13 protein-coding genes and 1 pseudogene are annotated in these 17,995 nt (G+C 38.3%); 7 read left to right on the top strand and 7 right to left on the bottom strand.

The genetic code is table 11. The features are described from left to right. The first annotated feature begins 280 nt into the window (after positions 1 to 280). Entirely contained in the window at positions 281 to 988 is a 708-nt protein-coding gene (locus tag CKY02_RS15340; protein WP_112895960.1) for a HAMP domain-containing protein, read from the top strand. A 178-nt stretch (positions 989 to 1,166) separates the two neighbouring features. Beyond that, on the top strand, positions 1,167 to 2,657 hold the full coding sequence (locus CKY02_RS15335; protein ID WP_112895959.1) for an insulinase family protein: 1,491 nt from the start codon (positions 1,167 to 1,169) through the stop codon (positions 2,655 to 2,657). Positions 2,658 to 2,700: 43 nt separating this feature from the next. Here the strand turns inward: CKY02_RS15335 and CKY02_RS15330 are convergent, their stop codons facing one another. Together CKY02_RS15330 and yhjD are read right to left on the bottom strand one after the other, a co-directional pair. Continuing rightward, positions 2,701 to 2,907 (bottom strand): 2-hydroxymuconate tautomerase family protein, encoded by a 207-nt coding sequence (locus CKY02_RS15330; RefSeq protein ID WP_046395265.1) that lies wholly within the window; start codon positions 2,905 to 2,907, stop codon positions 2,701 to 2,703. Positions 2,908 to 2,962: 55 nt separating this feature from the next. Further along, the gene (yhjD, locus tag CKY02_RS15325) at positions 2,963 to 3,955 is read right to left on the bottom strand and encodes an inner membrane protein YhjD (RefSeq protein ID WP_112895958.1); all 993 of its coding nucleotides are present in this window, start codon (positions 3,953 to 3,955) and stop codon (positions 2,963 to 2,965) included. A gap of 150 nt (positions 3,956 to 4,105) precedes the next feature. Here yhjD and CKY02_RS23980 point away from each other — a divergent pair, with 150 nt between their 5' ends. From CKY02_RS23980 to CKY02_RS15305, 4 genes are all read left to right on the top strand, one after another. After that, complete coding sequence (locus CKY02_RS23980; protein WP_011144706.1) at positions 4,106 to 4,297, top strand: hypothetical protein; 192 nt, start codon at positions 4,106 to 4,108, stop codon at positions 4,295 to 4,297. 664 nt (positions 4,298 to 4,961) lie between these two features. Next, positions 4,962 to 5,480 carry a hypothetical protein gene (locus tag CKY02_RS15315; protein WP_112895957.1) on the top strand — a complete coding sequence of 173 codons (519 nt, stop codon included), beginning with the start codon at positions 4,962 to 4,964 and terminating at the stop codon, positions 5,478 to 5,480. A 61-nt stretch (positions 5,481 to 5,541) separates the two neighbouring features. Further along, complete coding sequence (locus CKY02_RS15310) at positions 5,542 to 6,354, top strand: DUF6973 domain-containing protein (RefSeq protein ID WP_112895956.1); 813 nt, start codon at positions 5,542 to 5,544, stop codon at positions 6,352 to 6,354. 238 nt (positions 6,355 to 6,592) lie between these two features. Continuing rightward, complete coding sequence (locus tag CKY02_RS15305; protein WP_112895955.1) at positions 6,593 to 7,141, top strand: hypothetical protein; 549 nt, start codon at positions 6,593 to 6,595, stop codon at positions 7,139 to 7,141. A 338-nt stretch (positions 7,142 to 7,479) separates the two neighbouring features. Here CKY02_RS15305 and CKY02_RS15300 read toward each other — a convergent pair whose 3' ends face one another. The 4 genes from CKY02_RS15300 to CKY02_RS15285 all read right to left on the bottom strand — a co-directional run bounded on the left by CKY02_RS15300 (position 7,480) and on the right by CKY02_RS15285 (position 16,183). Then, positions 7,480 to 11,922, bottom strand: a complete 4,443-nt coding sequence (locus CKY02_RS15300) for a hemagglutinin repeat-containing protein (protein ID WP_112895954.1) — start codon at positions 11,920 to 11,922, stop codon at positions 7,480 to 7,482. 65 nt (positions 11,923 to 11,987) lie between these two features. Next, a complete protein-coding gene (locus CKY02_RS15295; RefSeq protein ID WP_112895953.1) occupies positions 11,988 to 13,655 on the bottom strand; it encodes a ShlB/FhaC/HecB family hemolysin secretion/activation protein in 1,668 nt (555 codons plus the stop codon). A 668-nt stretch (positions 13,656 to 14,323) separates the two neighbouring features. After that, on the bottom strand, positions 14,324 to 14,917 hold the full coding sequence (locus CKY02_RS15290; RefSeq protein WP_240002061.1) for an inclusion body family protein: 594 nt from the start codon (positions 14,915 to 14,917) through the stop codon (positions 14,324 to 14,326). A 696-nt stretch (positions 14,918 to 15,613) separates the two neighbouring features. Beyond that, on the bottom strand, positions 15,614 to 16,183 hold the full coding sequence (locus CKY02_RS15285) for an AidA/PixA family protein (protein ID WP_112895952.1): 570 nt from the start codon (positions 16,181 to 16,183) through the stop codon (positions 15,614 to 15,616). Between the two features lie 492 nt (positions 16,184 to 16,675). Between CKY02_RS15285 and CKY02_RS15280 the strand changes: the two genes are divergently transcribed. Then, positions 16,676 to 17,404, top strand: a complete 729-nt coding sequence (locus tag CKY02_RS15280; RefSeq protein ID WP_112895951.1) for a LuxR family transcriptional regulator — start codon at positions 16,676 to 16,678, stop codon at positions 17,402 to 17,404. Positions 17,405 to 17,567: 163 nt separating this feature from the next. Here the strand turns inward: CKY02_RS15280 and CKY02_RS24750 are convergent. Next, positions 17,568 to 17,672 (bottom strand): annotated as a pseudogene (locus CKY02_RS24750) (IS982 family transposase); the annotation flags it as partial. Between the last annotated feature and the right edge of the window lie 323 nt (positions 17,673 to 17,995).

Genomic DNA, 17,995 nt, shown 5'->3' with positions numbered 1-17,995 from the left:
ATCTTTCAAGTTGCCTCTTTGTTGGCTGCACTCGCTCACCCCGGTCACATCGTTACCTATGCTCCCGGGGATTCACTCCCTTGCCGTCGCGATGCATCTTGAAATCCATAGGGTATACTTATATTTCTGATAGCCATTGATTGCTGCCAAAGGCAATTATTTCAGAAAAATAACGACTTGGATAAGTGAAACAGGATAGCTAGCGATAAAATCAAGTATACTCAATTCCATTGATCACGTGTTATAACTGCGATATCCACAGGCATTGGTTTAAGTAAAAATGAAATTGCGCGTCAAACGTTCGTTAACCATTAAACAGATGGCCGCAGTGACCGGCGTCACGCTGGTGACCATTGCTATTTTTATTACGATCCAATTGTGTCATTTTATACAGCAACGTAAAGATGATTATGTCAGCCAGCTTAATAATGCGGCAGTTCAGGTACAGGCACCTTTAACGGAAGCGCTACTTAATTCCGATCTCAGTAAAGCAAAAGAGTTGCTGATAGGGCTGCGCACTGTAGGTATTTTAGGACGTGCGGATGTGGTGTTACCGGAGGATATCCGGGTGATACGATTGAGCTTTGCTACCCATCGCTCAATCCCCGAACTGGCTAAACGTGTTTTTGGGATCCCTGTGGAAGTGAGTATTCCTCTTCATGTTTATGGTTCAGTATCAACAGATACTAAACCGCTAGGGCATCTGATTTTGCAAGTGGATTCCAACCGAGTATATCGTTTTGTCATTAATACGTTGGCACTGATGCTGACAACTTATTTATTACTGGCCCTTATCCTTACGGTGTCGATAAGCTGGTGTATCAATCGGATTGTTGTGCACCCATTACGAGACATTGCGCGGGATCTTAATAACGATCAACCATCAGAGCCAATGGCTTGCCCTAAATACCATCAGGATGATGAACTGGGTATGCTGATCAGGGGATATAATCGTCAATTTAATAAGCATAAACCTCCGTCATCATGAAACCATTCATGGCGGTTTGAGGTCTAATCCTCGGTTATAATCCTGACAGGATTTCGCCTGCTAAAATTCAGGTTTTTGCTTTTTCTACCGTTATTATTGGTCGAAGGGAACATATTCTGTCATCAATGGTTAAACCTTCGAAGGCTAAAACCAAGGATAGACATTTATAGGGGTTCACATGCAGGGTACGAAAATTCGTTATTTTATTGGTGGGATAATGCTGGCAGTTGCGGGCCAGACGCAGGCAGAAGCCTTGCAGCCTGACCCTGCCTGGAAACAAGGTAAATTGGAAAACGGTTTTAACTGGCAAATTTTGCAGACGCCACAACGTCCTAACGACAGAATACAGTTGCGCCTGGTCGTGAAAACAGGGTCACTGGCGGAGAAAACCCAACAAACGGGTTATACCTGGTTGATTCCGAAAGTCGTGCTCTTTAGTAGCAAAAGCTTGTCTTCTACCAAATTAGAGCAGTTATGGAACAGTGCTATTGATCCAAAATACCCACTGCCTCCAGCTATTGTTTCATATGATTTCACACTCTATAGCTTGAGCTTGCCACATAATCGGCCTGAACTACTAAAAGACGCGTTGAACTGGTTGGCTGATGCAGCGGGTAAAGCGGTATTTACACCTGAGACTCTACAACATGCCATGAAAATGGCTGATACATCCGTTGCAACCTATCCACCAGATATACAAGATCCCGTGTGGCGTAGACGTTTGAAAGGTTCAACGCTGTTAGGGCACGATCCGGCACAAAACGCGCCTCAACCTATTGATTTGGAGAAGCTTAAGCAGTTTTACCGGCAGTGGTATACCCCTGACATGATGACGTTATACGTTGCGGGACATGTAGATAGCCGTACTCTGCCGGAAAATATCAATCTAGCGTTTTCATCATTGAAAGGTAAACGCCATACTCCGGCCACCATTGCCGCGTTGTCGCCAATGAAACCGGAGACCATAGGGATTATCAGCGATAAAAAGAAAGAAGATACTTTATCCTTGATTTGGGATCTCAATTGGCAGCCGATTAATGATTCGCATGTGCTTAATCACTATTGGATTAGTGATATTGCCCGCGAGGCACTTTATCGCTATCTGCAACTTGGGTTGGAAAGAAAAAATGATAAGGCGTTGAAATTGGGGCTAGATTGTAAAGTCCAGTATCATCGTGCGAGTTGTGCCCTGAATCTCAACACGGCAGCCGGTAATTTAAAACCCTCAATGGAGTATCTGGCGGCTGAATTGGTCACACTACGCGATAACGGATTGCCGAAGGGACAATTTGATGAGCTATATGCGCAAAAACAAGCACAACTCAGCCAGTTGTTTGCCATGTATGGTCATACCAGTACGGATATTCTGATTAATCAACGTCTTTTGTCCCAACAGAGCAATGTGGTGGATATTGCCCCTGAGCAGTATCAGCGTTTGAGGCAAGCATTTTTAGCTTCCTTGACCCCTGAAATGCTTAATCGTGAGTTGAAGCAGATCCTTTCACAAGAGGTTGCATTTATTCTGATTCAACCGGAAGGGGAAGCGGAGATAGATGTCGACCAGTTAAGAAACAGCTTTAATCAGATTATGCCGCTGACACCACATAAGGATAAGGTTGATATTCCGGCACAACCACCGATATCTAAGCCTGAGGCAAAAGCCTCTTAAGGCAACAAAAAGGGCGGACAATACCGCCCTTCATCATTGGAGGCTACTTTTTAGCCTCGGCTCTAAGTTCAGTCACATTCTTACCGCCGATTCCCCAATTATCAGTATCGACTTCATCAATAATGACAAAAGTTGTCGCCGGATTTTTTCCCAATACATCGACCAGTAACTGAGTAGCACCTTCAATTAATTGCTTCTTTTGTTCTGCTGTAGCACCTTCACGGGTAATTCTGATATTAACAAACGGCATAAACAGCTCCTTATTCATTGGGTTATAATTAGCAGATCGCTCTGCCTGGGCACATTTATTCGGTATTTTTATGATTATTATCCGCAGTGGCTATCCAGGCAGCGCAGAATAGCGTTAAGCGGGCAAAGAGGTAGAAAAATGCCATCAGGCCGATAACAGAACCAAATGCGGCGCCAGAGGGAGAATTGGCGAGGCGTGGTAACGTCATGGTCATAATATATTTGATCACTTCAAAGCCTATCGCTGCCATCAATGTTCCTTTCAATAGCGCTTTACGTTCTGGCTGGTGGCGTGGTAACACCCAGAATAGCCATAGGAAAAGCAGATAGTTGGCTGAAATAGAGATGGCTAATCCAATCAGGAACCAGGATGGACGTAGCCATTCAATGCCATCTAACCCTAACATCTTAACAATGGTTGCTTGGGCGGAGCCTGCGATAGAGGTCAGTGATAGCGTGATCACCAGCGCTAATAATAGCCCAATCAGAGAAATAGAATCACGAAAATATTTAAAATAGATTTTCTCATTATCTTCTTGATTTCGCACCCAGACAGGATGGAATTGGGCAAGAATGGCCTGACGTAAATTACTGACCCAATTCACACCGGAATACAGTGCAATTGCTAAACCGGTTAATCCCACGGTAGTACGTTGTTTAATTGCCGTATCGACACTATTTTTCAGCGTGTTGGCAAGAGTCGGATCACTAATACTGTTGGCGATACCATTAATCAGTTTTGCCAGCAAATCAGGATTAGAGGCCAGAATAAAACCGGCAATGGCAAAAGAGAGCATCAGGATTGGGATAAGTGATAAGAAGGAGAAATACGTTATTGCGGCGCCAAACTGATTACCCATCCGATCATTAAAACGCAGCGTTGCACGGATAAAGTGGGCAATAATGGGAATATTGCGGATATAATTTCCTACTCTGACCGTCAGGGAAATCGCTTTTTTACCGTGATGAATTCCCTTTTCCAAAGGCGTTTTGGATAACCTTTTCGGCTGATGTTGGGTTGTTTCCTGTTTTTCTGCATACTTTGGCATGTATAGCCTCAAATAGTTACCTTGCTTGAATATGAGTAATCTCATCATGCAATATTTCTACGAGATGATTCCGTTGTCAAATCCAGGTCACTTGTCAAAGTGATATGCCACCAGCCCAACGAGGAAAGATTTTCCAGGCGATAGTCTTGGGTGAAATTTAATCTTCCATTAATTCTTTCTGAGAAATTAAATAAAAGTGAAGTAGCTATTATTCTACAACATGAAATAGCTAAGGCTGAAAGGGACAAAGTACTGCATGATAAACATGAGTTTGATGATGTTTATTTATCTCAGCCGATTTATAGGCAAATGTATTATGTAACATTATATCAAGAAATTTAAATAATTTTTCAAAATAATAGATTCCTTGAAGGGAGCTTAGTCCAATTTTGGCGTTCTGATCAATCGCCAAAAATCACTAAAAGGACTGAGTTACGCCAATTATAGTACCCATATCCCAAAATGAGCGAAGCTTAATATAAAAAATTATTCAGACAACTCAAGACAAAAATTACTAATATATATGGGATAATAAAGTACAATCACATCTAAATAAGCTGAAAAAATAAACCAAAAAAAATTAAATATGAGGATGAAACATAAACGAATCTGGATGGAAACTCAACTTTTGGAGCAAGTATTATAAGCGGGGTTTTTGCGTGTGGATAATATTTAATTATTCATACGATTCCCCTAGTTTTGTAACAGTAGTAATACAAAAAAACTTGCTATTAAAATAGATAATAAAATCTATACCCGTCATCTTTCAAGTTGCCTCTTTGTTGGCTGCACTCGCTCACCCCGGTCACATAGTTATCTATGCTCCCGGGGATTCACTCCCTTGCCGTCGCGATGCATCTTGAAATCCATAGGGTATATAATAGCACTGTGTCGGAATAACCATTTTTGCAAAAATAATATAATAACTCACTCGACACGATTACGTGAAACGCTAGATGTAATCTAGATAATTATTTTTGCAATTATATTCTATAAGGAACATGTTATGAAAATTTCCCCTCTGAACTTCCCGCCTATTAACGTTACTATCCCTGGCAATGATGGTTATAAATTTCACTTTGAAGGTCGTGTAACTTCAATTACTCAGGGCCACGTAATTGCCTCAGGATTGGCAGATTTTATAGATGTGCCGATTAATTGGGGGGCAGGTTCCATTTCTGGTGCTGAAAGAAATTTTGATATTCCTTTCATCAATTTTGGCGATTTTAATATTAAAGTCGATTCGATAAACTCTGACAATATTATCAATGCTATTCCTGGTTTTACACATGAACAAAAAGCCAAATTAGAAAGCATTATTACTGAACAGAAAGAATTAACTAATAAAACCCCTCAGGAAGCGACAAAAAATTTGGCGGGTATGACGCTTGGGGAACTGGTTTTATATCAACGTTACATCTCAGAATTTCAAAAATCCAAATCTGAAAAAGCAATTGAATCAATGAATAAAGCGCTTAATATTATTAACAATACACCTAGGATTAACGTTAATCGATGCCAATAAGTACCCTTACGATAAGAAACATACGACAAATGTGGGAATAATTGAATTGACATCGAGGGTAATGATTAACTCCCAGAAGAATTTGAATAATTTTTTAAATAACGAGATTAAGAAGTCTGATGATTTTTGGAATGAGATTGGGAATAAATATCAAAGAGCTGTTAGGAATTTGTTTTTATATTATCGAGAAATGAAAGCTAAATTAAGTAGAGCACTCACTACAGAAGTCGCTCGATTAAAAAGAATCAAAGAAGATCTTGAAAAATCAAGAATGGAAATTAATGAAGCTATTCATGACGGTCAAAACACGGCAATCCCGCCTTCGGTGAAGCAATTAATTTTTGCCAAGTTGTACCCAAAAGAAGCATTGGAAATTGGCCTTTTCAGTAAGGGTTCGACAAATATCACCACTAATGCAGCGCGTTTTGCAACACAAGGTGATGAGAAAAAAGGGACATTCACTCAACCCAAGGAAATGCAGGGTGAAGGAACGCAGGTGAATGCTTTTCGACATACGATTTGGCAGGCGACTCTGGCAGCCAGATATGGGGAGAAAATTGCTAAACATGCAGGTGATGCACATGAAGTTGACCCTCGGGTTGATCTGAATATCCGGCAATTTGCAGTTCTCAATGACGCTGATCAAACTATTGATTTACTTAATAACCAAATAGGCCGTCATATTGGGTTGAATTCAAATACAACGTCAATGAAAACATTAGCGCTCATTGCATTAGAGAAATTTCATAAAGAAGGGTTGTATGTTGCCGTTAAGAATGCTCATGGCTACGAAGTTGTTAAAGAAAAAATTTCCAATGTACAATACGCTTATATGAAGTCTGTATTTGAAAGCCTTGATGAAAACGGTAAATGAAAAAGTATAACTCATTGAAAAATAATCTATAATAAAAACCTCAGATGAAAATCTGAGGTTTGTGTTAAAAATAGAAAAAATTATTATATATAGTTACTATGTATAACTTATACTATATACATCCTGGCATAAAATACATTCAAAATCCTCGAAAATAATTACTCATAAGTGACGTTTTATTATAATATAAGAAAGAAGTATGAGTGAAAATTAGCTATGCATAAGGGGAAAATTGAAGATGAAATTAATGAATAAAAATTTGTCTATTGTTTTAATCATATTTGCTATTTTTTTCTCTGTTTATTTTGTTTTTTTCAAAAAATGGGATGTTAGAGAGGCCATTGCCGATTTTGCCAATGAACATTGCAAAATAAATCAGGAATGCTTAATTGATTTAAATAAAATAACACCATTTCATTGGGATCGTGCCTATATCTTTTCTACAGGAACTCGTCCTAAATCTATAGAAAAGGCGATTGGTATGCATTATCAATTTATTGATGTCGGGGTAAAATTCATTTTTATCAAAAACAAAGAAATCGTTTATTCTGAAGAGTACTTCCCTTATCCTGATTATCGTGACAAAAATCAAATTGTACCTAATTTTGCCAGTTTACTATATCCAGAGAATAATTACCCTGAATATTATTTTTTAACAAAAGAAAACAGTCAACTGTTTATCAAAAGATATCATGGCACATCAAGCAAACGTAAGCGTAATATGTTCTATGAGATATCTCCCTCAAATGAAAATCAATCTGAAAGAAACAACTCATATAGGAAATAGTCGCTTATTTTTATAGAGAATATTGTTGGAAGTGTAAGGTGTTACAGTTTTGCTTTACAGTTAGCTGGCATTTATGATGGTTTAAAAGACATGTTAGCTCTACTATAGTATGAAAGTAGAAAAATATAGAGCCCTTTATTCTAACCTGTGACTTATAGTAGTTTTTAAGTTCTAAATTTCGCTTGTGAATTTTAAACATAATTATATTTCCAAGTCATTTATTAATTTTTTGATATTATGAAAAAGCATTAATATTGTCAATTGGAATTATTTAAATATTCAATATAGGTAGTAATAAAAAGACCCCTCATTTGAAGGATCTTTTATAAAAGAACAAATTAATCAGATTTACGATTAATTATTTCACCATTAGTGGTACTACTTTCGGTTTCATTACTATAAGTTTTCACCAAAGGTATTTTGCCGGACAATACACCTTCCTGAACTGCTTTAACTATTCCGCTAACAGAATCAGGTAATGCAACGTTACCGCCTTTACTATTGTCATAGCTAGTAACAGATTGTTGTTCCACATTTTGGGTATTAAGAATGACATTGCCTTTCTCGCTACCAATCTGCCCGCCAATCAGATGAGTATTTCCTGTTACATCTAAATTAACCCCTTGGTTACCGGAAATAACCGATTGTTCGCCGACATTTTCTCGATCTTTAATATCGACATTGCTTTTAAGTTTACCTGTAACCCCATTAATACCTTTAATATTATTAAGACTATTAAACGCAGAGGTTAATCTTTCCTGCCATCCTTTCGGTTGTGGCTCTTCGGTTGGGTTTTTAGCTGGATCATCTGTCAATACCTCATCTTTCGACACATCGTCTTTAGGCGAATCATCCTTAGTTGACTCGTCTTTAGGGATATCGTCACTTTTTACTTTGGATTCTTTGGTGTAATTAATACCAGCATCAACACCGACATTTAACCCATGTTCAGTATCCTTACGGCTTTCAACTCGTAGATCACCACCAATACCGCCTTTTACCTGATCCGCCTCTATTCGCGCTCCGGCAACTGTTGTATCACCGCCGCTGTTGATAACGACATTTTCACCTTGAATATGGCTATTACGTTGGGTTGTTGCTTGCAGGCGATCAATCCCTACTTTGACTTCCCCGCCAAGGCTCTGTTTTGTGGTGGTGGTTGTACTGTCATCTTCCGCTTTCTTGATCGAGCTTGTATTCCCCCCATTGCCTTTCAGGTTAAATTCCCAGCTATCGTTGTTAGTGCGATCCTGAGCAGATACTAGCTCAACATTGCCTTGTTTAGCGTTCAAGTCGATTTGCTTACCGGTCACTTGAACACCTTGCAACGTCAAGTTATTGCCTGCACTCAGGTTGACACCTAGCTTACCGCCAATTTCACTTACCTGAGCTGTGGTACTATTTTTGCTATCTGTGCTGTAACCGCCGCCAAGACCGATATGAACATTCTTGCCCTCTGGCGAGTTTCCCCCTTTAGCAGATGCTTCTCCGTTATAACCGGTTGCTGTTTTCGTCGTGCTATTGGTGGCATTATCAAAACGGATATCACCTTTAGCATCTATATTAGCTTTGCCAGAGCCAGCATTCAGAGATGTGCCTTGATATTCAGCATCTCTTTCGACGCGGATATTAATGTCATCCGCAGCGGTAATCCGGCTAGTGACTGCTGTGGTAGTCGCAGTATGGCTGCTTTGTGTGCCGCCTTTGCCTTTACCATTACCGGAGATATCTTCACCGGTGGTGGTATAAACACGTAGGTCAGCATTGCCGCGGGTTTCACTGTGGCTGCTTTCGTGGTGATTCTGTGCTGCTTCACTGTTATGGCTACCGGCAGTCAGTGTAACGTTACCTTTATCAGCACGATATTGAGTACCCTTATCATACAGTTCGCCATTGGTTCTGATAACAACATTGCCGGCCTGAACAGAGGTCACAACCGCTTCGGACTTTTTATCTACGGTCTGGCTGCTACTGCCGTTGGCGGCAATATCCACTCCGAAATTAGGTGTGCCTTTTTTGGTTAAAGTGCCATCCAGCGCAGATTTAGCTGGTTCTTTAACCACTTTCTCAATCGGGCGAGTAACAGCGCTATAATCGACATTGACACCAATATCCGTGCTAACCTGTAGTTTGTGGTTGGCATTTGATGTCGTATTCGATACGGCCAGATTGCTGACTTTGCCTGCCTCTGCGGTATAAGTGCCATTGACTTCATGCTTTGTCCCTTCCTGAACCAATTCACCGTTGGTTTTAATGTTCAAATTACCTGCGACTTGAGAACCGGAAACAACGGCAGTCGTACTGGTATGATTGTTGTTGTTACTTTCATAACTACCATGAATACCGGAGCCGACTTTATCGATTCCTCCAGTAAGATAGGCACCAACGTACTTTTTACTCTGAGATTTCTCTTCGGATTTTTTATTATCCGCGGCTAACAGATGAACATTCGCGCCAGTGATCTTAGCATCACCTGTAGTCGTCACCAGATTAGAACCACGTAGGGTGACATCTTTATCAGCATCGATAGTGATGCTACCTCCACTCAACGTGGAAGCTTGCTGTGTTACCGTCTGATTTTTTTGACTGTTACTGGTATGCTCAATACCTATTCCGGCACGATACTGTTTGTCTCCCTTTGGTTGGAAGTGGCTTTGTGGCTCCAGAGAGGTGCTTTGTTTATCAACTTGTTTCTGTTCGCCATAAGAGAGCACCTTGATATTACCGGATGTGTTCAGGCTAAGCGCCCCGGTACTTTGCACCTGACTGCCAATAATATTGATATCTTCATCACTGAGTAATTTGAGATCTGCTTCAGAAACCAACTCGCTGCCGTGAGATTTCTGTTGCTGGCTATTGGTTCTTTTTGAACCGCTAGTGATGTTGAGTACAGTGCCTGTTCGCTCATCAACTTTGTGATTGATATGACTGACCGCATTATCGATGGTTAATTCGCCACTATTAGCATTTACAAAAGCACCTTGGACCGCCCTCACTTTGCTGCCGGTAATGGCGATACCCTCATAGCCTGACAGCAATAAACGCCCATTGGCTGTCAATTCAGATGCATGGTTGGTTTCTTTCAACTCACTGTTGTCTTTATTCCCGCCGCCGCCGACACCTCCCCAGTATTTTTTATCATCACGTACAGCCCGGCTATCAGCCGTTTTCTGAACAGCGATTTGCAGTTGTTTACCGGCTTCCAGTGTCAGATTTTGACCTGCATGGACTTTCGCCCCAAGAATTTCAGCTTGAGTTCCTGCCTTAATATTAAGATTAGTTCCTGCTTGTAATTCACTGGCAATCAAACGCTCGGTCTGTTTACTCTCTTCCCAACTTCCGGTCTGCAATTTAGCCGTGTGATTTTTTTTGTAACCTGTTTCCAAGCTTTTTTCTGTCTCAGTCAGACCGGCAATTTGAACACCTTTTTTCGCTGTAACCGCTAGCTCACCTTTAGCATCTATTTTGCTGCCAAGGATCTTAACGTCACCTTCCGTCGCATTTAAGCTCGCATTTCCTTTGGCTTGGATATTGTTTCCTGCCTGATGCAGTTTTTCACTTTCCTGAGTGACCTCATGGCGCCAGGAATAACCCTGTTGGTTATTAATATTTTTAGTGGATTGCTTTAATTGCTGCCCATCTAAAGTGAGATTAGCACCACTCAGATTCACATCATCACCTACGATATCCGTGGCTGTAATCCGGTTATTACTATTGGCGACTAATGAAATATTTTTGCCTTCAAGCTTAGTACGAGTGAGTGACTGACTACTTTTACTATCATTGGTATAAGAACCGCTGAAATAGCTTTGGTAATTATTGCTACCATCGCGGCTATATGACGATTCGCTGACTTTACCTTTTACCTCAATATCATTACCCAAGAGATCAACATTCCCGCCTCGTAGATGTGCTGCTTCTAAATTGAGATTGCCGTGGGAATCAACAATAATCTCATCACTGGCAGTAAGAGTACCTTGTAAATTAACTCCACTGCCTTTTGCGGTATTGAGTAGACGGATACGTCCGGCTTGCATACTCCCCAGATAATAGCTGTCCAGCACACCGGTTAACGCTTGCTGAGAATCAATGACTTCTCCTGTGGCTGAGGTTTTATTTTCACCACTGATCGCATTAATCTCTTTTTGAGCAGTGACTGGGCCCCGGTTATCAATTTTCGGGGCGATAAGATCAAGGATCGCATTGGCGATTAAACCATCCGATTTAATTTTCAGGCTATTCTGATTATTAAACGTACTGAAACCTTGCAAATTACCTTGTTCTACCAATGGATTACCCACAACCAGAGAAGCGCGGTTAGTATTGATAAAACCACATCCATTACAGGTGATGCCGTTCGGGTTTGCCAGTACATAATCTGCTGCTATACCAAACACTTCCTGTTGACCTAATAACAGGGAAGGGTTCCTGCTGATAACTTCATTCAGAATCAGGTTAGCCGCTTGACCATTCAAATTAGGGTTAGCGGCAAGCTGCCCCGCCAATTGTGATTGCCCCTCCTTAAGCGCATTATTTAGAACGACGCCCATCTGGCCGACGTTGTAATCCAGATATTGGTTATGTGACAACCCGGAAGAGGAGGGCGTCACGATATTCACAACCGTTGCTTTACCTTCGGCAGCGAAAATATCGGGATGGTGTGCTGGATCACCACCACCAACGATTTCACTAGCAAAACTGGTAGAACAAGAGACAAGAATGATTGCCATAGAAGCGGCGAGCTTGCCGGTAGGGGATAACCTGAATTTTTTATTTTTCATACATTAATCTCTATCTATTTAGTTATATTATTGTGTGTACAACGTTAGGTACTGCTTAAAGACCATCAAAAGGTGTAAGAAAAACGGACTAGCACCTGAATGGGCTCATCAGATGCTTGGCGATTGGAAAGTAACTTTCCTCGGCTAGTTTCTAGATCGAATACCATGCTCTGGTATCTCAGTGTGGCGCCAGAACTGATGCCGGCGCTGCTTTGCCAGCCTTGTGGGCTGCGATATCCTTGGATCCGGCCAATATCAATACCGATACGCATTGATAATGTGCTGTTGGCGAGGGGAAACGTCCGGGACAGTGTATTTTGCAGATACCAGCCGTTATCCCCGGATAGCGTATTTTTGCTAAATCCCCGGACTGCATTCCGATCAGTGATATTCAGCCATTCGACGCCGGGCAGACCGCGGCGGTTGTATTGCCCATAAAACAGGTTATTGAGCTGATAAGGCGAGTTGAACAGCATAAAACGCTGATGTAGATTGACCATCAACTTGCCTTTGGTGAACTGCTTATCGAGATAAGCGGTTCCGGTTTGTGCTCCAAACCAAGGCAAACCCTGTTCAACACTCAGATTGAGCGTGATTAATCCGGTTGGAATGATATGTAAATGATTAACACCGAGTTCAAAGACACTCAATGTTTGGCTACTGACACCAATCTTGGCATCGTTGATGTAATTATTGTAATTCTTGTAAGTTAATTGCCCGCTGACACTATTAATCTGAGATTGATTACGATAGAAGGCAAAATCGGAACGCATGCCGATTTGCTGAGTATCACCATAAATCTTTATCGTTCTCATTTGTAAATGGGGATGGCTGGCATATTGGGAATAACTACCGAACCCACTGAATGTTGCTGCGCCATAGGGCACTGAATAAAGCAGAGTATAAGCACGGCTATATCGGTTTGATGGGCTATCTAACGTACTACTGGCATTCAGACTGATGAAATCGGATAAACCAAATGGACTGTCAAAACTGGCATTGGTGCGGACCAACCATTTCCCAGTACTCTTTTGCCCATAATTATCAGTTTTGATATTCAATAACCAAGGCTTACTGCGCTGATTATGCAGTTTAATCACCGAACCGCCATTCACCGCTCCCGGTAAAATATCCAGGGTGGTTTTATTGGACTGTAGCCGGTTAGCCTGATCTAAACCCTGATCGAGTTGTGTGATATTGAGTGGTTGTTTTTCCAGACCGGGAAATAGCATCCTACTATTCACCCAGCGATCACCGCCTTCGATTTTTTCAATAAACCCTTCGATAACGTTTAGCCCTAACTCTCCATCGGTATTAGGCGCAATAAACTGAATACGGGCGGTGATATAGCCTTTACTGATATAAAGCTGAGTCAGTTCGTGGCTGAGCCGATTGATATCATGACTGCTGATACACGCCGGGGACAAAGCGCTGAGCGTATTTAAATCCCGAATCGAGAGCAGAGATATCCCTTTAAGGTAAACGCCGGTTAACGGCAGACATTGCTTAGATTCCGGCAATACCGACGCAGGCGTTGACTCAGGAACGGTATTAGCCTGCTGCTTTAATTGCTGATAGCGGCGTTGTTCTATCAGTTGGTTAATTTCCCTAGAACTATCTTGCAGAGTTCTTCTCGCTTCAGTCATTGGCAGATCATCATTTATCTCTGCTGGTGAGGCGATTATCTGAAAGGAAATACAACCTAATATGAGAATAGATATTCTTTTTATCATTAATTCACCGATAAGGATGATATTTTATTCCATAAAACATAAATATAGGGTGATAGCCTGATAGTAATGACATACATATTGGCTAATTTATTCGTTATTAAAGCACACTCCGGGTTATATCTTGCTCTGATTAGTGGATGACGTTTCTTTTATATCTCGATTTTCTATCAGAAATTTTAATTAGTCGGTTATTAGGATAATAATTAGTTAATAAGAGCACTTATTTTACGGCTTATTAATGAATTAACTTAAGTGGAATAAGTAACGGGTGGTGTTTTTTTTAATAATAGATAAGGCTGTGCTAGGAATATTTTTAAAGAAATGAAAGCTTAATCTAAGTAAGTAATAATAAGCTAAATTTTAATTCACTGTTATTTAGCTTGATAGACGATAATGTCAGATGTAATAGTTCCTGTAAGTTATTTTAGCTAAAGAAATAGATAATAGAAAGAATATCCTCTGAATTGATGACAGAATAATTGTCGGAAGATTGTTGAATTTATGGAGAGGAATAGAGTTTACTTGGGTATTATAAGGTTTTATTTATAAGGAAATAATATTATAATATAAATTAGTGTTTGTTACAGACATTTAAATAAATTGAAAAATAAAAATACTGGAAAATTATTTTGGTAATTTTCCAGTAGAAAATGACAATATACAAATGCTTAGCTATTAGTTACTTCAACATATGGATCATATCGATAATAACCTAGGAGCTTTTTACCGTCATAAGCGGCAAAGAACCATGTATATTGTTCTACACCTGGTTTATGAGCTGTTGCTTGGAAATAACTATCTTGAGATTCAACAAAAATTATCTTAGGTTCATCCTCATTTGCATTAATACCTGAAGGGACCATTGGAACTTTTTTGCCCATAGGGTTCTGTGACCATATTTGTGATGGGACAGAGATGACATCGTCTCCTATACTAAGCTTTTTGAATTTATACAATATAATCGTATAGTCGAAATTATTAGATACCGTTGTAGCCCTCCATCTAATATTTGCATTAATGGGAACAGTGACACGGGCACCAGATGAACTCGCCACTTTCAATCCAAACTCTGGAGTATAATTAGCTATATATACATGCTGACGGATAATTGTTGGATCTTTAGGATCCAGAGAACTTTTAAGATTATTAGTACGAAGATATTCAATAATTGAATCAATATCAATAACAAAGGTTACATCAGCTGTAATAGAGTTCTTGGTTATAGCAATATCATCTTTACCCTGAATGACTTCACTCATCATAACACCTCTTACATATTTAAATTATTTATTGGGAATCGAAAGGTTATTTGCTTGCTCATTATTATTATAATAACTTTCTTTTTATATAATTAACTATTAAAGTTGAAACAGCTACTGGTATAAATCATAGTTTATATGGGAAAATTACTCATATATTTATCAGGTACTAATTCATATAGTTCAGTATTTCAGTTAATTTATTTTTTCGAAAAATAAAACATGAAAACTTTATATTAAGACATTAAACAATCATTTATATTTCATTGAAAGCGATTTAATATTCTTAATATGACTATAATATGTTTATATATATATTATTTTACCTGATTATTAAAATTTCAATCTTATTGATATAATTTCTTTTGTTTACGAAAAATACATTGTGGCTTATCAAATCTTGCTTCTGTATAACAGTAAGTAATTATTTTATTTATTAAGTGTAAATTTTTCTACTATAATAAATATTGGAGTTAATTATCAATATTATTAATTTCAAGAGGACATTGTAAGATTATTAAATTTATGGATGGTAATAAAGTTTACTTATATATTGGAATTTTTTCTTTATAAGTTAATAATATCATTTAATTTTATTATTATATGAGTTGATGTCTGTTATATATATTTATTGAAAATTAAAAATACTGGAAAAATATTTTAATAATTTTCCAGTAGAAAATGATAGTATACAAGCACTTAGCTATTAGTCACTTCAACATATGGATCGTATCGGAAATATCCTAAGAGATTTCTACCGTCATAAGCGGCAAACCACCATGTATATTGTTCTGAGCCTCTATTCAGAGCTATCGCTTGAAAATAACTATCGTTAAGTTCAACAAAATCTAGTTTAGGCGCGTCCTCATTAGCATTTACTCCTGAAGGAATTACTGGAACTTCTTTACCCCCAGGGCGCTGTGACCATATTTGTGATGGGATAGATATGATATCGTGTCCTGAGCTTAGCTTCTGGAATTTATATAATACAATAGAATAGTCGAAATTATTAGATACAGTTGTAGCCCTCCATCTAATATTTGAACTAATGGGAACAGTTATATTGGCACCAGATGAGGAAGTCACTTTCAGTCCATCCTTTGGAGTGTAAGTGGCTATATATACTCCAGAGTTGATTGTTGTTGGATTCAGGGGGTCCATAGATATTGCAGGATGTCCTTGCATAACGGATTGACGAATTTTCTCAACATCAATAACAAAGGTAACGTCAGCTGTAACAGTATTGCCAGATAAAATAGTATTACTCATTATATCTCCTCTTTATATATTAAATTTAATTATTTGGAATTTGTTATTCTCTAACTATCTTTCGGGTTAATGATTAACTATTAAAGTTGAAACAGCTACTGGTATAAATCATAGTTTATATGGGAAAATTACTCATATATTTATTAGGTATTGCTTTATATGGCTCAATATGTTAGTTAATTTATTTTTGTAAAAAACAAAACATAAAAACTTTATATTAAGAGATTAAATGATTATTTATATTTTATTGAGAGCAGTTTAAAATTCTTAATGTGGTTATAATATATTTTTATATATATTACTTTACCTGATTATTAAAATTTCAATCTTATTGATATAATTTCTTTTGTTTACGAAAAATACATTGTGGCTTATCAAATTTTGCTTCTGTATAACAGTAAATAATTATTTTCTTTATTAAGTGTAAATTTTGATACTATAATAAATATTAGGGTTCACTATCAATATTCTTAATTTTTAAGAGGACGTTGAATGAATATTTATCGACCATATACCTTACCCTATAATTTTCATAAATTAGACGTAGATGCACATTTTGTGGATGAAATTTGTGAGCTTATTAACAAAATTTCGGGGTTTAGTTTGTTCTCCCTTTTATTAAAAGCGCGCTTTCCTATCTCTAACCGAGACGTGTATTTCTTTAATAATTATCATGAATCTTGGAGAGCCGTTTACATAGAAAAAAAGTATTGGATGATTGATCCAGTTCTAAATTTCCGACCTGTGCCACCTTCTTTTTCAAAAATATGGGACTTGGATTTTTTTTCCAAATCTAATGGGCAAGAGCTTTGGTATGTAAATCAGAAATATGGATTTCGGTCTGGGATCACCTTTGGTCTTCCTGCATTTTCAGGAAGTTATGGAATATTTTCTGTTGCGGGAAAAGATGGGCCTATTGATAACGAGACAATGTATAAATGTAGTGGAGAAATTTTAGGAGTATATATTAGGATAATAAGATACTTAACATCACACACAAAGTATTTACAATCGTTCTATATCGATAATACCTCATTTTCACATAGAGAATTAGAAGTATTAAGGTATACCGCAGATGGGATGACATCAATTGAAATTGCATCAACCATTTGTGTCACTAAAAGTACAGTTGATTTTCACCTAATGAATATCGTTAAAAAACTGGATTGTAAGAATAAATTCCAGGCAATAGCTAAAGCTGCATTGCTTGGCTATATATAACTAATATAAATTTGCAATTATCAGATGATTATATTTTTTATCTTATAAATTAACTCAATGATTAATTCTATTACTCAAATGGATTATTAGGAGAATTTGAACAAAAACTGAATTTTTACCTTCGTATCTTTATTGGTACCATTGTAAATAACCCGAATTCTGTTTAAACCGTCACTGAAAAATCGTCTTCTGAGTAGAAAACTTTCAGTGATGGTTTCTTCCATTTAAGGCAGTAAGCAATCAAACCGCCTAAAACGGTCAACATATACCTTATGGATTTCAAGCTGCCTCTTTGTTGGCTGCACTCACTCACCCCGGTCACATAGTTATCCATGCTCCCGGGGATTCACTCCCTTGCCGTCGCGATGCATCTTGAAATCCATAGGGTATATCTTTATTGGGTAACACGATGTAAATGAGGTTAAGATTGACATGAATGGTATTACTATGCCACGATTCGAACAACCGATTCATTATTCTAAAACAATTTGCAGATTTCTAATTATATATCTCCAAGATTATATAATTATTTTTTCAAGACGGATTTTTATAAAGGTGCTTATTATATCATAAGTATCTTCTTTATGTATT

Origin of the sequence: Photorhabdus bodei (genome assembly GCF_003287735.1) — a bacterium.
GTDB lineage: Bacteria > Pseudomonadota > Gammaproteobacteria > Enterobacterales > Enterobacteriaceae > Photorhabdus > Photorhabdus kayaii.
This window is presented reverse-complemented; position numbering and strand designations above follow the sequence as displayed.

Bases quoted from the DNA above. Each gene is read 5' to 3' on its own strand.
- CKY02_RS15340 (WP_112895960.1), top strand. From the start codon at position 281: ATGAAATTGCGCGTCAAACGTTCGTTAACCATTAAACAGATGGCCGCA.
- CKY02_RS15335 (WP_112895959.1), top strand. From the start codon at position 1,167: ATGCAGGGTACGAAAATTCGTTATTTTATTGGTGGGATAATGCTGGCA.
- CKY02_RS15330 (WP_046395265.1), bottom strand. From the start codon at position 2,907: ATGCCGTTTGTTAATATCAGAATTACCCGTGAAGGTGCTACAGCAGAA.
- yhjD (WP_112895958.1), bottom strand. From the start codon at position 3,955: ATGCCAAAGTATGCAGAAAAACAGGAAACAACCCAACATCAGCCGAAA.
- CKY02_RS15315 (WP_112895957.1), top strand. From the start codon at position 4,962: ATGAAAATTTCCCCTCTGAACTTCCCGCCTATTAACGTTACTATCCCT.
- CKY02_RS15310 (WP_112895956.1), top strand. From the start codon at position 5,542: ATGATTAACTCCCAGAAGAATTTGAATAATTTTTTAAATAACGAGATT.
- CKY02_RS15305 (WP_112895955.1), top strand. From the start codon at position 6,593: ATGAAATTAATGAATAAAAATTTGTCTATTGTTTTAATCATATTTGCT.
- CKY02_RS15300 (WP_112895954.1), bottom strand. From the start codon at position 11,922: ATGAAAAATAAAAAATTCAGGTTATCCCCTACCGGCAAGCTCGCCGCT.
- CKY02_RS15295 (WP_112895953.1), bottom strand. From the start codon at position 13,655: ATGATAAAAAGAATATCTATTCTCATATTAGGTTGTATTTCCTTTCAG.
- CKY02_RS15290 (WP_240002061.1), bottom strand. From the start codon at position 14,917: ATGATGAGTGAAGTCATTCAGGGTAAAGATGATATTGCTATAACCAAG.
- CKY02_RS15285 (WP_112895952.1), bottom strand. From the start codon at position 16,183: ATGAGTAATACTATTTTATCTGGCAATACTGTTACAGCTGACGTTACC.
- CKY02_RS15280 (WP_112895951.1), top strand. From the start codon at position 16,676: ATGAATATTTATCGACCATATACCTTACCCTATAATTTTCATAAATTA.